Origin of the sequence: Streptomyces sp. CB02923 (assembly GCF_001905005.1) — a bacterium.
Classification (GTDB): Bacteria; Actinomycetota; Actinomycetes; order Streptomycetales; family Streptomycetaceae; genus Streptomyces.
Genome location: NZ_LWKZ01000023.1, coordinates 509,161 through 524,546 on the forward strand (window position 1 = coordinate 509,161; position 15,386 = coordinate 524,546).

General features: G+C 71.2%; 7 protein-coding genes. 6 read left to right on the forward strand and 1 reads right to left on the reverse strand.

What is annotated here, in order from left to right:
• Positions 1 to 16 precede the first annotated feature (16 nt).
• On the reverse strand, positions 17 to 6,094 hold the full coding sequence (locus A6A06_RS20775) for a DEAD/DEAH box helicase (RefSeq protein WP_073762775.1): 6,078 nt from the start codon (positions 6,092 to 6,094) through the stop codon (positions 17 to 19).
• A gap of 724 nt (positions 6,095 to 6,818) precedes the next feature.
• On the opposite strand from A6A06_RS20775, the gene A6A06_RS20780 reads away from it, so the two are divergent.
• The 6 genes from A6A06_RS20780 to A6A06_RS20805 all read left to right on the forward strand — a co-directional run bounded on the left by A6A06_RS20780 (position 6,819) and on the right by A6A06_RS20805 (position 15,381).
• Entirely contained in the window at positions 6,819 to 7,826 is a 1,008-nt protein-coding gene (locus tag A6A06_RS20780; protein ID WP_274535882.1) for a zinc-dependent alcohol dehydrogenase, read from the forward strand.
• Between the two features lie 80 nt (positions 7,827 to 7,906).
• Positions 7,907 to 9,181, forward strand: a complete 1,275-nt coding sequence (locus tag A6A06_RS20785; protein WP_073762777.1) for a DegT/DnrJ/EryC1/StrS aminotransferase family protein — start codon at positions 7,907 to 7,909, stop codon at positions 9,179 to 9,181.
• A gap of 56 nt (positions 9,182 to 9,237) precedes the next feature.
• Complete coding sequence (locus A6A06_RS20790) at positions 9,238 to 10,392, forward strand: 2-deoxy-scyllo-inosose synthase (protein WP_242440893.1); 1,155 nt, start codon at positions 9,238 to 9,240, stop codon at positions 10,390 to 10,392.
• Between the two features lie 74 nt (positions 10,393 to 10,466).
• Positions 10,467 to 11,717, forward strand: coding sequence for a glycosyltransferase family 4 protein (locus A6A06_RS20795; RefSeq protein ID WP_073762779.1), 1,251 nt, complete (start codon positions 10,467 to 10,469; stop codon positions 11,715 to 11,717).
• Positions 11,714 to 13,519, forward strand: coding sequence for an ABC transporter ATP-binding protein (locus A6A06_RS20800; RefSeq protein WP_073762780.1), 1,806 nt, complete (start codon positions 11,714 to 11,716; stop codon positions 13,517 to 13,519). The genes A6A06_RS20795 and A6A06_RS20800 overlap by 4 nt, the downstream gene beginning before the upstream one ends.
• Complete coding sequence (locus A6A06_RS20805; RefSeq protein WP_073762781.1) at positions 13,516 to 15,381, forward strand: ABC transporter ATP-binding protein; 1,866 nt, start codon at positions 13,516 to 13,518, stop codon at positions 15,379 to 15,381. Before A6A06_RS20800 ends, A6A06_RS20805 begins: the two co-directional genes overlap by 4 nt.
• The last annotated feature ends 5 nt before the right edge of the window (positions 15,382 to 15,386 follow it).

Here is a 15,386-nt window from a genome sequence, read left to right on the forward strand (position 1 = left end):
ACATGCAGCGCACTCGTCATCCGGTTTCCCCCTCCCGCACCGCCGGGTCCCCGGTGCTCCCGGATGGCATCACGCGCCACCATTTCCCCGACGACGTCACACGCCTGGCCTGCGCCAGCCGCTCGATGCTCTCCTCGACGCCGCGCAAGGGAACGTCCGCGTGCGCTCCGAAATACCGACTGCCGGTGAGACCTTGTGGAAGGCGTACGCGCCGGCCGACTTTCGGCGAGTACGAGCTGTCCTCGCCGCGCAGTGCTCGCCAGACGCTTCGTGCGTGCACTCCGCGTGGTACTGCCCAGATCAGCCGGTACACCTGTTCGTCCAGCCGCCGCAGCCGTGACTCCGGCAGAGCGCTGCTGTCGATCGGGCGGGGCTTCGGGGTGAGGAGGGCCTTCGCCGATACCGGCATGGTCTCGCCTGCCGGCCAGTCCGGCCTGCCCCAGCAAGCGCCGCAGCGGTTCGACTCAGTGGTGCAGCAGCCCTCGGGCAACTCGGTCACACCGAAGTAGTCGGCGAACTTGCGGTGCGCGCAGGCGGCCGAGTCGTCGAAGAAGTCGCGCAGCCGGGCGATCTCCGCAGCCGCCCGCCTGGCCTTTCCGGACATGGCGGTCAAGAAGTCTACCGGCAGCTCGGAGCGGTGGACCGCGATTCCGCTGACCCAGTGCCGGCTCGGCGCGGCCGAGACGTCCAGCAGCCCGCGGTCGTGCAGGTCGCTGAGCAACTGCCAGGTACCCGCAGGGCCTTCCACCAGCTCCCGGTATCCGGCCACCCGGACCGTCAGCAGACCGTCCAGTGCAACCACGTCGAGCCGTGCCCGGGCCAGACGCAGTGCTGGCGACTGCGACTCAGGGAGGGCGTTCACCACCTCGAGAATCTCGAGGACGACCGACTCCTCATCGTCCTCGGGGCACAGCTCACCACGCCGTACCTTGCACAACGGTGGAAAGTCTCCGTGGTCGCTGACCCTGCCCAGCCGGGCCAGGTGGCTGAAGGCCCGCACCACTCCCGCCACGTAGGTGTCCGTCACACGCGCCGAACGCGCTTCCTGGATGCTTATTCGTCCTGATCGCGCATCCTCGCCGATCAGCCGGTCGGCGACGTCCCGGGCATCCAGCACCCCCTTGCAGGCCAGCACCGCACGCCCCATGCGCCTGACGAGCTCGGGGTGCAGATCCTGCCCGGTCATGAAGGCGACTGTGCGCAACCCCCTGGAGGTCAGCAGAGCCAGAGCAGTGTTTGCCGGAGCCCCGGGCTCGACGGAGGAACCACTTCCCGCGACATCTCGGCCGGCCCGCCCCAACTGTTGGTAGAGCGAAGCCAGATCGGTCGGAGCCGACACACAGAACACGGTGCGCACGTCATCGCGGTCGATGCCCAGCCCGAAGGCGGAGGTCGCCACGACGACCAAGGGGGCGAATCCCTCCTCGCCCGAGCGGGGTGCCTCACGGAACTCCGTCATGACTGCCGACTTCTCGGCCTGCGACAGCCTGCCGTGGAAGCGGCGTACCCGAACTCCCAGGTCACCGACGTACTCCTGGAGGTAGGCGTGGAGCGCGGTCACCTCCTTGACAGTGAGGCAGTAGAACACGGCATGCCCTGTCAACGCCTCCAGGACGTGCCGGGCGAGACCGGCCACCACGGCAGGGCTCGACTGGTTGAGGGAGCGCCGGAACACGGCGAGCTCCGGGCGGATGGGGTTCTCACGTACGGTCACCAGACCGCCGTCGTCCACCGGCCTCGTGGCTTCCCGGCGGGCAGCCTCGCTGTCCGGAGGCGGAGAGTCTTCGGGTACTTCGAAGACTCCGGCCCGAAGGCCGGCGTGCACGACGTGGTTGGCGGTGGCGGTCAAGGCGGTCACCGGAACCGCGTGGCAGCGCCGTAGCTGTCGGAGGAATTGCTCGACGCGCTGCATGCTGGGCCGGAAGTCGTCCCACTGAACCATGGTGTGCGCTTCATCCAGCACGACGCGGCTGAGAACGCCCGCCTCAGCTGCGGCACGTATCAGCTCTCGGAAGCGGCGCTGGCAGAGTCGTTCCGGACTGACATAAACAATCTTGATGCCGTGATTCGCCCGCCCCAGCAGCTGATCCGCCACCTCTGTTTTGCCGGCTCTGCTGCTCGACTCCCGCAGCGGTGCGATCAGCGCCCGAACAGCACCGCCGATCGATCGGTTGAGCTCCAGCGCCTGATCCTGCATGAGCGCCACAAGAGGACTGACGACGAGGGTGACGCCCGGCAGCACCAGTGCAGGGAGCTGGAATGTGAAGCTCTTGCCGTACCCGGTCGGAAGGAGACCGAGAACGTTGCGCCCCTGCGCCACCCCTTCGATAACGGTCCGTTGGGCGGGCTTGAGCCGGAAATCGCTCGGGTCGTCCATCAGGCGGAGCAGCCCGGCCACCTCCGAGGCGCGCCGGAGGACCTCCTCTTGCAGCTGATCGTCGGCTGCCAACTTCGAGACGTCTTCGACCGACAGCTCGAGCTGCCTGATGCGAAGCGTCTGGGGCAGCAGGGTGTGCCGCTGCAGAGCGCCGGGCTCTGACAGCTCTTTCCCCCGTTGCGGGGAGAGCAGGCCGTGCCGTACGAAGAACGACCAGATCCGGGCCCATCCCTCGGTCATGGTTGCGACGTTGGCGGCACCTGGTTCCCCGGTATGCGGATCGGTGCGGAGCAGGCCCTGGTCGAGGCTCCCCAGAAAGGCCCGGCGATAGGCGCGGCGCAAGGCCGTGTGCCCGGCCAGCTTCCGGTCGCTGATCACGACGACGCCCCGGTGCCGCTCGGAGCGGATCAGGCGCCCCACGGCCTGGCGCAACTGCAGAGCCGCGAGCGGAATGTAGTAGTGCTCCGTTGCATGGGCATCCGGGTCCTCCCGGCCTGCGGCTTCGGCCCGCGCGCGTACGGCAGTGCGCCTGGCCTCCACCAGTGGCGCCGCGAAAGGCGCGAAGGGCAGCTTGTTGATCCAGACGAGCCGTAATCGGTGCTCGTCCGAGACATCCACGCCCTGCCACAGGCCTTTGGTGCCGACCAGGAATCCGCCCCCACTGCCGGGGTCGGTGAACTGCTCGAATGCGCGCGAATTGCCCAGTGCGAGCGCGTTGACCACGTGCGTGGGATCACCACGCCGATGCAGCTCCTCCGTCAGGAATTCCGCGATCCCGGCTGCCGTCGACCGTGCGGTGGTCAGGACCAGCGCCCCACCGTCCGCGCTCCGGCCCCGTGTGCCGGGTCGTACCAGCTCCGTGGCGTAGCCGCCGAGCTGGTGCGCCACTGTCCGCATGGCTCCTTCCTGCTGCTCCGCCCAGGACGGGAAGTCCGAGAAACAGATCAGCTCCGCCTGGCGACGCAGGTCGAAAGGGGTGTCTACACACATCGCCGCGAGTCCGGCCAGCCCGAGGCGCCCCATGATGTAGTCCCAGCTGCCCGCGACGCGCAGTGTTGCGGACACGTAGTACGTGCGAGGGAACAAGTTCAGGAACCGCCTCCACCGGGCATCGGCCGGCAGTTCCACGGGGCTGGAAGAGATCCGGAAGCGATAGTGGCGAAGACCGGTGAGGGGGATGGCGAGCTCTTCGGCGTAGACGATCCGATTGGGCAGCGGTGGGGGAAGCAGGCCGGCCTGAGCGTCGAGTACACCGTCGGTCAGTAAAACGTCGTCCGCCGCGTCATCTGCATCGGTCTCGCTCTCGGGCTCCTCTCCCTGCTCTTCCTCTCCTTCGACGGGGGCCACGGGTTCGACGTCCGGGTGGGCACGGCCGGACGTGTGCCCCTCCGACGGGAGTGCGCCGAGTACCTCCTGAGCGTCCGACAGCAGTGACTCGGCCGTTTCACGCAGGTCGGCGACCTGGGTCTGCATCACCGAGAGCGCGTCCATCGAGAAGAAGTCGAGCGCGGAGGCGTGAGCCTGCGCGAAGGCGGCCAGCGCCCGCTCCAATCGGAGGGCTGTCGAGGACAAGCGACGGATGAGCGCGATCAACGCCCGGACCTGTCCGAGTCCGGAGCTCCCGCCGTAGGGACTGGCCAGGGTGACTGAGCGTGCGCCGACGACGGATGCATCCTGCCCGCCCAGCGCGTCGAACGCGCGGCTGGCGGCGTGGGGGAGGGACTCGTGGTCGAGGAGCGTTTCCAGTTCCACGACAGCGTGTGCCACGCGTTCCCGAGCCGGCCCTGATGTCGCGTCCTTCAACCAGGTACGGGCGGACGCGGCGAGTTGCTCCACCGCGCCGTAGTCCAGGGAAACAGTCAAGGCTGAGGTGGCGGCGTCCTCGAGCAGGTGGGCTTCGTCCACGATCAGCATCGTCTCGCCAGGGAGTGACCGCAGATCCTCCAGATGAGCCAGGAGCACGGCGTGATTGGCCAGAATCAGCCGGTGGGAGGCGATTGCCTCGCGCACGCTGTTCGTGTGCACCGCCAGTGGTGTGGCCGCCGTGGCCGCGTAATCCCCGTCGGTTTGGGAGAGAGACTGGAGCCAGAGGGCCAGTGTCGGCCCGCAGTATGCATCGAGGAAGGCGGGCACATCGACGGAGTCCACCGAGCGGGCAGTCCACATGGCGGGGGCAGACGAAGCTGCAACCAGTCGCAACAGGAGGAAAATTCCCAGTTCTCGGAACCTCGTGTGCTCGACGAACCGTGAGCGGGTACGGGAGACCGTGGCCGTACCGAGGGCGGTCGCGTCGGACAGAGCAGCGGCCAAGGCGCGCAGGGAGAGCCGGTTCCCTCTGCCCTTCACCAGGTCGGTGGCTGACAGGAGGCCGGGCATGGCACGGCTGAGAATGTCGACGTCCCGAGCCATCTGGCTCTGCAGATGCTTGGTGTAGGTGGCTATGACGACGCTGCGGGTTTCCCCGCCGCCGAGCCAGTCCATCGCGGCGGCCAGGACGGCGAAGCTCTTCCCCGTACCTGTCGGTGCCTCCACGAGGGCGGGGATACCGGCGTCGGCCCAGGAGTGCAGGCCCGCGGTCATCTGCTGCTGCGCCGGCCGCGAACGGGCAGCAGCGCCATGGACTACCTTGGCCAGTGCTCCGGGATCGACCCGGCCATCGGAGCGCAGCTGTCCTGGTACGGCGAGCGCTCTTCGGCCTGGCGCTGCGGCGGGTGGTCCGCTACGCCGTGGAGTGTGATCCCGGAGCCAGCCGGCTAGCGCGGCCGAGACCGTTGGCCGGTCCCAGATGACAAGGGGGTCGATTGCCGCTGCTGGGCCCGGGGCCGCCCGGGCAAGGTCGTTGAGCAGTCTCCAAGCAGGGGAATCAGGGCATGCGGCTGTGACGAGCGCGCAAAGGTTCATGGGCCGGGAAGCCAGTTCGCCGGCGCATCGGGACAGGAACCGGACCAACAACTCCGCGTCGTCGGCTGCGTTGTGCCACCGAAGGCCCGAACGGTCGACCTCCTGGGCATCACAGAGCAGGGCGAGGCGGTGGCTGCGGGCGAGAGGCCACAGGCAGTGTGCCAAGTAGAGCGAGTCCACGCGGTCCCCCGGGACCGGGGGCAGATCTTCGCGTTCGCATGCTTCGTCGAGAAGGGGGAAGTCCGCTGCGATTCCGTTGTGCGCGACCAGCACGTCCGTGGTGGTGCAGAACTCACGGACGCGCTCCAGTGCCGCACGGGGCACCAAGGCCCGGGCCTGCTGTTGCTCCCGGAGTCCCTCGTCGTGAATGGCCCAGTCATCGTCGGGCAAGGACAGGAAGACCTGCAGCGACGGCTGTTCCTCGATCCAGGCTGCATCCGTTCCCGTCCGTACGGCACCGATCTGGAAGATGCGGCGGTCCACATACGGGGGCGTGGCTGTCGTGCGCACCACACTCTCGGTGTCTATGGCGACGGCACGTATGCCGCGCCGGGCATCGGGTTCTCCGCTCCGGGCCGCTGCCTCTTGAAGTCCCGCGCCCTCCCCGGTGAACAGCAGGCCGTCACGCTCGTGTAACTGGCCTGCGGACAGTGCCTGATCGAGGAGGCCCGCCAGGCGCTGGGGCGGCACTCGCTTGAAGCGGTCCCGCGCTGCTGCGATCAGATCTTCGACGGTGATGCCGCGGGGATGCGCGGCCACGAGTTGGATCAAGGGGGCGGCAGCGGCCGACGCTCGCTTGCTGCTGGACGTTCCCATGAATCATCCTCGGTGGTGCCGGAGCCGGGCGGAGGTGGAGGTCCGAAACGGCATAGTCGTCTGGAACTTGACTATTGTGCTGCCGTAACCGTCTGTTGTGGGAGTGTTAGGTCAAAACAAGTGACATTGGTTGGGCCTGGACCGGAAGTAACCGCAGAGACCGCGGTGGGCAGCGAGGCAACGCTGCATCGGTCACCAGCGACCGCATCCGATCGGCATCGATCCACCGCTGGTTGAGGCCGAAGCGCGTTCCGGGTACAGCTCGGCTTCGCACCCTGCAGGCCCGTCGCCTCTCTCTTTCCTCTCGCGACCGCATGGGACTGCGTGGGGGCTCCGACGCCCCCACCCGAACCGCACAGCGAAGTTTCATCCGCCCCGTCATCCGTTTTAGTTGACAAGCTGCCTACGGTTTGGCGTACGCTCACCAGGCATTCCGTTCACACGAGCGGACGGCTATCGCGGCAGTCACTTCTTGCTCAGTTCTTGCTCGGCCCTCGACCAACTCCTGCGCACCACCTGCCAAGTGCACGCTCAGCGGCACTCGCTCCTCGCTCGGCGTTTCGACCAGCACCTTTGCTTTCGGCTCGGCCCCGCACGCCCTTGCCCGGCAACCGTGCGGCGTTTGTTCACCTCGCGTCAGCTCAGCCCGGCCCACCCCTGCCCGGCACGTCCGGCCCTCGCCCGGTCTCGTGGACATGGAGGTCCCAGCACGATGAAAGCCCTGATGTTCGAAGCTCCCGAGCGAGCCGTGCTCACCGAGCGCGCGATGCCGGAGCCGGCCCCGGGAGAGGCGCTGGTGCGCCTCGCGTACAACTCGGTCTGCGGCAGTGACCTCTCCTTCTACAAGGGGGTCTGGCACGGTTCCACCTACCCCGTCGTGCCGGGGCACGAGTGGAGCGGCACGGTGGTGGACGTCAACGGGGCCGACAGCGGGCTGGTGGGTGCCGATGTCGTCGGTGACCTCACCTGTTCCTGCGGGGCCTGCCGGCACTGCGCGGAGGGCAAGCCCACGCTCTGCGGCGACCTCCAGGAACTCGGTTTCACTCGGGACGGCGCGTGCGCCGAGTACATGACCATTCCGGCCGCCAACCTGCACCGGCTGCCCGCGGGGACGTCGCTGCGCGCCGCGTGCCAGGTGGAGCCGCTGGCCGTGGCGCTCAACGCCGTGGACCGGCTGGCCGTGGCCCCGGGGGAGAAGGTGGCCATCACCGGAGCCGGAGGCATCGGCCTGCTGCTCGCGCTGGCCGTCCGGCAGCGCGGGGGAGAGGTCACCGCGTTCGCCGAGCCCGTCGCCGAGCGCAGGGAGGCGGCCGCCTCCCTGGGGGTGGCCGCCACCGTCGGGGGAGCGCCGGGCGACCTCGTCGCCCTCGTCGAGAAGCACCCGGAACTGCGGCCCGATGTCGTCCTGGAGGCGTCCGGCTATCCGTCGGCCGTACAGGAGGCCATCGAGGCTGTCCGCTCTGGCGGACGGGTGGGGCTCATCGGCTACCGCGTGGAAGAGACCGGGCCGATGGCGCCCCAGCACATCGTCATCAAGATGCTGACGCTCCAGGCGTCCATGGGCCCCGGCACCCGGTTCGGCGAGGCGATCGAGCTGCTGTCCTCGGGCGCCGTCGACGTGGAGGCCCTGCTGAGCCACGAGTTCGCCCTGGAGGACCACGCCAGGGCCCTGGACGTGGCCCTGCGCCGCGCCGACGGGAACACCCGCTCGTTCTTCAACCTCCGCACTTGACCGCACCGGCCGGTTCCGTCGTATGCCCGGGGGCGGTCCCCGCCGCCCCCACCGGTCCCATGCTCAGGAAGGACGATCCGATGGCGCAATCCCTGGCAGTGCAAGGCGGCAGCGCGGTACGCACCCGGCCCTGGCCCCTGTGGCCCCGGCCCGCGGCCGGCGCGGCCGAGGCGGTGCAGCAGGTGCTCTCCTCGGGCCGCTGGTCCATCAGCGGGCCCTACCGGGGCACCGACTCCCACGAGCGGCGCTTCGCCCGCGCGTTCGCCGCGTACAACGGCGTCCCCCACTGCGTACCCGCCGCCAGCGGCACCGCCAGCCTGATGCTGGCCCTGGAGGCGTGCGGCGTCGGCGCGGGCGACGAGGTCATCGTGCCCGGCCTGTCCTGGGTGGCGTCCGGCTCCACCGTCCTCGGCGTCAACGCCGTACCCGTCTTCTGCGACGTGGACCCCCGCACCCTGTGCCTGGATCCCGCGGCCGTCGAGGCCGCCGTCACCGAGCGCACCAAGGCGATCGTCGTCGTCCACCTCTACTCGGCCGTCGCCGACATGGACGCCCTCACCGCCCTCGCCGAACGCCACTCCCTGCCCCTGATCGAGGACTGCGCGCAGGCGCACGGCGCCGCGTACCGCGGGGTGAAGGTCGGTGCGCTCGCCACGGCCGGAACCTTCAGCATGCAGCACAGCAAGATGCTCACCAGCGGCGAGGGCGGCGCGGTCGTCACCCGGGACGCCGACTTCGCCCGCCGGGTGGAACACCTGCGCGCGGACGGCCGCTGCCTGGCCGGGCAGCGCCCGGCGCCCGGCGAGATGGAGCTGGTCGAGACCGGCGAGCTGATGGGCAACAACCGCTGCCTGTCGGAGTTCCAGGCCGCCCTGCTGACCGAACAGCTCAAGGAACTGGACGGCCAGCACGCGGTCCGCCGCCGTAACGCCGCTCTCCTCGACGACCTGCTCGGCGAGTCGGGTTACGTCCCTCAGGAGACCTCCGAGGGCACCAGCACCCGCACCCACTACACGTACGCCGCCCGGCTGCCCGAAGGCCACCTCACCCACGTCGGCGTCGCCGCCGTGGCCGGGGCGGTCAGCGCCGAACTGGGCCTGACCGTCGCGCCGTCGTACGCGCCGATCACCCGCAACCGGCTGTACGACCCGGGCAGCCGCCGGCGCTACGCGCTCGGTGTCGAGCACCAGGCGCTGACCGACCCCAAGCGCTTCGAGCTGCCGGTGGCCGAGGCCGCCGCCCGGCGCGTCCTCACCGTGCACCACGCCGCCCTGCTCGGTGACGAGAACGACATGCGCGACATCGCGGCGGCGTTCGGCAAGGTCCTGCGGCACGGCGCCGACCTGACCGAATGAGACCGCAGCACCGCCTTGGGACCGTCCCGCGATCCGCCGCAGAAATCGGGGTGAACATGCACGTCACGGCCATCACCATGGAAGACGCCACCTTTCCCTACCGGCTCGGTACCGACTGTGCCGAAGAGATCGTCGCCCGGCTGGGCGACCGCGCCGCCAGCCGCTATCTCGTGGTCTGCGACACCACGGTGGCCGCGCTCTACGGGCACGACCTCGTGGCCCGCCTGGAGAAGGACGCCGGTCCGGCGGTCCTGCTCACCCACGAGGCGGGCGAGGTGCACAAGGACGTCACCACCGTCGGCGCGCTGGCCGAACAGGCCCTGGGCGCGGGTGCCGACCGGCGCAGCATCGTCGTGGCCCTGGGCGGCGGCATCACCGGGAACATCGCGGGCCTGCTGGCCGCGCTGCTCTTCCGGGGTATCGCCCTGGTGCACGTGCCCACCACCGTCGTCGCCATGCTGGACTCCGTGCTCTCGCTGAAGCAGGCGGTCAACGCGAGTTTCGGCAAGAACCTCGTCGGCACCTTCTACCAGCCCGCCGAGGTCCTCGCCGATACGGCGATGCTGCGCACCCTGCCCGTACGGGAACTGCGTTCCGGCATGGGCGAGGTGGTGAAGAACGCCCTCGCCATCCGCCCCTCCATGACCGAGCGGCTGGCCGGACTGCTGCGCCCCGACGGGCGCTACGACGACGACGCGCTGCGCTGGATCATCGCCGAGAGCGTCGCCGCCAAGGCCGACGTCACCGGCGCCGACAAGCACGAGCGCCGGGACGGCCTGGTCCTGGAGTACGGGCACACCGCCGGTCACGCCATCGAGCACGCCGCCCGCGGCGAGGTCGCCCACGGCGCGGGCGTCGCCATCGGCATGGTGATCGCCGCCGAGGTCTCGCACCGGCTCGGGCACGCCTCCGCCCCCTTCGTCGCCCTGCACCGCGAACTGATCGCCAAGGCGGGCCTGGAGCACGCCGTACCGGCCTTCGTGGGCACCGACGACGTCAAGAACTGGCTGACGTACGACAACAAGCGCGGCTACCTGGACTGCGAGGGCACCTCCACGCCCATGGTGCTGCTCTCCGGCCCCGGCCAGCCGCTGCGCACCGGCGGGATGCCCCTGGTACCCGTACCGCTCAGTGTGCTCAACGAGACCGTGGACGCCCTGGCCGGCCCCGGCCGTACCGGCGCGGACCACCGGGCGGCGGTCCCCGTCTGACGCGCGGCGGCCCGTGCGCCGCCCCCGACCGCTGTCCCGATTTCCCACCGTCCGTTCCTCCTAGGGGAGTTCTCGTGCGCGTGCTGCGGCTGACCCCGTTCTTCCACCACGACCAGGTCGAGAACTGGCCCGCCGAGTACGACGCCGTCGGCGGGATGCAGGTGCAGATCCTGGGCCTGTCGCGGGAGCTGGCCGACCGCGGCGTCGACCAGCAGGTCATGACGGTGGGCTTCCCCGGTCTGCCCCGGTGGCGCCGGGACCGGCCCGGCCTGGTGGTGCGGATCACCCGCGCGCCGCTGCCGCGGCTGCGTTCGGAGCTGACCGGACTGGTCGGCCTCAACCAGGCGTGGCTGCTGGGGGCCCTGGCAGCCTGCGCCCGGCTGGGCCGCCGGTGGCGCCCCGACCTGATCCACGTGCACGCCGACGGACAGCTGTGGGCCCTGCTCGCCGGGCCGCTGGCGGCCCGCATCGTGGGCGCCCCCTACTGCCTGACGCTGCACTGCTCCCGGCTGGCCGTGTACGAACCGATGTCCCGCCTCGACCGGTGGCAGCACCGGCTGGTGCGCGCCGTCGAACGCCACACCCTGCGGCACGCCGCCGGGGTGTCCACCCTGACCGCGCGCACCGCCGATGTCGTGGCCCGCGCCCTGCCGATGGACCGCTCCCTCATCGACGTCGTACCCGACTCCGTGGGGGAGGTCGGCCCACGGCCCGAAGCCGCCGCTGCCTTGCGCCGGGACCTGGACGTGCCCGAAGGGGCGCCCGTGATCGGCTACGTGGGGCGGGTGGCGCACGAGAAGGGCTGGCGCGACTTCGTGGCCATGGCCGCGCGGTGGCGTGCCGGTCCCGGGGCCGGGGCGGCGGTGTTCCTGGTGGTGGGCGACGGGCCGCAGGGCGACCGGATGCGCAAGGCCGTCGCCGACGCGGGCCTGACCGACCGCTTCCGGTTCACCGGCTTCCTGCCGCACGCCGAGATCCCCGCCGTCATGACGGCACTGAGCGTCCTGGTCATGCCCTCCGCCCACGAGGAACTGGGCGGCAGCGCCATCGAAGCCATGATGTGCGGCACCCCCGTCGCCGGGTACGCCGTGGGCGGCCTGCGGGAGACCGTCGGCGGGGTCACCCCCGGCCTCCTCGTGCCGCGCGGCGACGTCGCCGCGCTCACCCGGGCCGCCCGCGACGCCGTACAGGAACCGGAACACGTACGGCAGTCGGTCGCCGGGGCCCGGCAGCGCCTGGCGTCCGAGTACGGCAGCGGCGCCGCGACCGACCGGGCGCTGGCGCACTACCGCCGCGTCCTGCGCACGAAGGGGGCCGCACGGTGAGGTACGCCCGCACCGGATCGCTGTGGCGCTGCCTGCGCTACCTGCGTCCGTACGGCTGGTTCATGGCCGGGGCCTTCGGCACCGCCCTCGGCGCGATGCTGGCCGGGCTGGCCATGCCGCTGGTCCTCCAGCGCCTGATCGACGGGCCCCTCGCCCACCAGGACATGGGGGCACTGCCGGGCCTGATCGCGGGGTTCGCGGTGCTCGGCGCCGTCGAAGCCGTCCTGCTGGGCGCCCGCCGGCTGCTGGTCGTACGCCCGGCGACGCATCTGGAGACCACGATGCGCGCCCGTCTCTTCCAGCACGTCCAGCGGCTGCCCTCGTCGTTCCACTCGCACTGGAGCTCCGGGCAGCTGCTGTCCAGAACGGTGTCCGACGTCACCGAGATCGGCCGGTTCTTCGCGTTCTCCGCCGTGTACCTGCTGGTCAACGTCGCTGCCCTGGTGGCCGGGCTGGGCGTGCTGGCCTGGCTCTCACCCGTACTCGCGCTGGTCGTGCTGGTCACCTACCTGCCGATGGTGGCCGCCACCGTCTTCTTCGAACAGCGCTTCCACACCGTGGCCCGGAGCGCGCAGGAGCAGAGCGGCGACCTCACCACCACGGTCGAGGAGTCCGTCGCGGGCATCCGGGTGCTCAAGGCCTTCGGCCGCTGCCCGGAGACCGTACGCCGCTTCACCGCGCAGGCCCGTGCCCTGCGCGGCACGGAACTGCGCAAGATCTCCCTGACCGCCGCCCTGTGGTGGACCGCCACCGCCCTGCCCGAACTGGGCATCGTCGCCCTGATGGGGTACGGCGGATACAGCGCGGCCACCGGCCAGCTCACCCTGGGCGTGCTGATGGCGGCCATCACCGTCGCCACCTACATGCGCTGGCCGGCCGACACCCTGGGCTGGCTGGTCGCGGACGCCAGCACCGCCGGCGCCGCGGCCACCCGCTACTGGCAGGTGCGCGACATCCCCCTCGCCGTCAGCGACCCCGCGACGCCCCGGCCCCTGCCCCACCCGCTGCGCGGCGAACTGCGGCTGGAGAACGTCCACTACCGCCACCCCGAGGGCAAGGACGCGATCCTGCGCGGCATCGACCTCACCGTGCCCCCCGGCACCACCCTCGCCCTCGTCGGCGCCACCGGCTCCGGCAAGAGCACCCTGGTCTCCCTGCTGACCCGCCTGGACGACCCCACCGCTGGACGCGTCACCCTCGACGGCACCGACCTCCGCGACCTCACCCTGGACGCCCTGCGCTCGGCCGTCACCTGCGCCTTCGACGACCCCGTCCTGTTCTCCGGCACCGTCCGGCACAACGTCGCCCTCGGCCTGCCGGACGGCACCCGCGACGACGGGCGCATCCACGCGGCACTGCGCCTGGCGCACGCCGACGGCTTCGTCGCCGCCCTGCCCGAAGGGCTGGACACCCGCCTCGGCGAGGAGGGCACGGGCCTGTCCGGCGGCCAGCGCCAGCGCCTCGCCCTGGCCCGCGCCGTCCTCCCCGGGCCCGCCGTCCTCGTCCTCGACAACGCCCTGTCCGCCCTCGACGTGCACACCGAACGCGAGGTCGAGGCCGCCCTGCGCACCGTGCTGGGCCAGGTCACCACCGTCCTCGTCGCCCACCGCCCGGCCACCCTCCGCCTGGCGGACCGGGTCGCGCTCATCGCCGACGGACGCGTGGCCGCCACCGGGACCCACGACGAGCTGATGGCCACCCACGCCGCCTACCGCGACCTGCTCGAATCCCCGGTGACCGGCCCCGCGGGAGCGGACGGCGCCCCGCTCCGCGGCACAGCACGGAAGGTCCAGGCCCGATGACCGACGACACCGCCACGGCCACCTCACGGCCGCGGACCGAGGACCTGCCCGGCGGACCGGCCGACACCGACTCGGACCGGCTGCTGCGCGACCGCCGCAACCGCCTGCTGCGCACCTTCCTGCGGCCCGAAAGGCGACGGCTGGCCCTCGCCGTCGGCCTGGCCCTGCTGGAGAACCTCAGCAGCCTGGTCACCCCGCTGCTGATCGCCGCCGCCATCGACCGCGGCCTGCCCGCGGCCACGGACGGCGACTGGGGCCCGCTCACCACCTACGCCTCCCTGGCCCTGGGGGCGGGCCTGGCCACCGCCACCCTCAAGTACGGCTTCCTGCGCTACTCCGGCGCCATCGCGCAGAGCCTGCTGTTCCACCTGCGGCACCGCACGTTCGCGCACGCCCTGCGGCTGCCGCTGTCCTTCCACGAGGCGTCCCCTTCCGGCAGCGTCGTCGCCCGCCTCTCCAGCGACGTCGAATCGGTCGAAGAGGTCCTGGAGATGGGCCTGGACGGGCTGTTCTCCGCCCTGTTCTCCATGGTCGGCATCATCGCCGTGATGATCTGGCTGGACCTGCCGATGGCCGCCGTCGTCCTCGCGCTCTTCCTCCCCCTGTACCTGCTGACCCGCTGGTTCCGCAGGCGCTCACGCGCCGCCTACCGGCGCACCCGGGGCGCGACCGAACACGTCGTGCGGCACACCGGCGAGGCGTACAACGGCATCAAGGCCGTCCAGGCGTTCCGCAAGGAGGACGCCAACGCCGCCGAACTGCGGCGCCTGGACAGCGGCTACGCCGCGGCGCGCGCCGCCTCCGGCCGCGTCAGCGCCTTCTTCAGCGGCGGCGTCAAACTGATCGGCAACCTCTCGCTCACCCTGCTGATGGCCTTCGGCGCCGTCCGCATCGCCCACGGGCAGCTGGAGGCCGGCACCCTGGCCGCGTTCCTGCTCTACGTCCACCGCCTGTACGACCCCATCGACGAACTGGCCTCCTTCGCCAACGCCTTCTCCGCGGCCTCCGCCGGACTGGAACGCATCGGCCTGCTCTTCCACGCCACCGACACCCTCCCCGGACCGGACCGGCCGGTACCCCTGCCGCCCGCGGCCGCCCCCGGCCGGGTCCGCTTCGAGGACGTACGGTTCCGCTACGCCCCCGGATCGCCGTACGTCCTGGACGGCGTGAGCCTGGACCTCGTCCCCGGGCAGACCGTCGCCCTCGTCGGGACCACCGGCGCCGGGAAGTCCACGCTCGCCAAGCTGCTGGCGCGGCTCTACGACCCGGCGGCCGGCCGGATCACCGTGGACGGGGTGGACCTGCGCGACGTCGCCGATCCCGAACTGCGCACCCACATCGCCATGATCACCCAGGAGCCGTTCCTGTTCTCCGGCACCGTGGCCCACAACATCGCCCTGGGCCGCCCGGACGCCACCCCCCAGGAGATCCGCCAGGCGGCACGGGCCGTCGGCGCGCACTCCTTCATCACCGGCCTGCCCGACGGGTACGACACCGACGTACGCAAACGCGGAGCCGGGCTCTCCGCGGGCCAGCGCCAACTCGTCGCCCTGGCCCGCACGATGCTCGCCGCGCCGCGCGTCCTCATCCTCGACGAGGCCACCTCCAGCATGGACGCCCCCTCCGAGCGCGCCGTCCACACCGCGCTCGACCGGGTGCTCACGGGCCGCACCGCACTGATCATCGCCCACAGCCTGACCACGGTCGCCATCGCCGACCGGGTGCTGGTGCTGGAGGACGGCGCCGTCGTCGAGGACGGCCCGCCCGCGGTCCTCGCCACCGGCGACGGCCCGTTCGCCCGGCTGCACCACAGCTGGCTGTCGGCCACCGACCGGCGCGCCCACCACTCCTCGGACCACTGACGAAA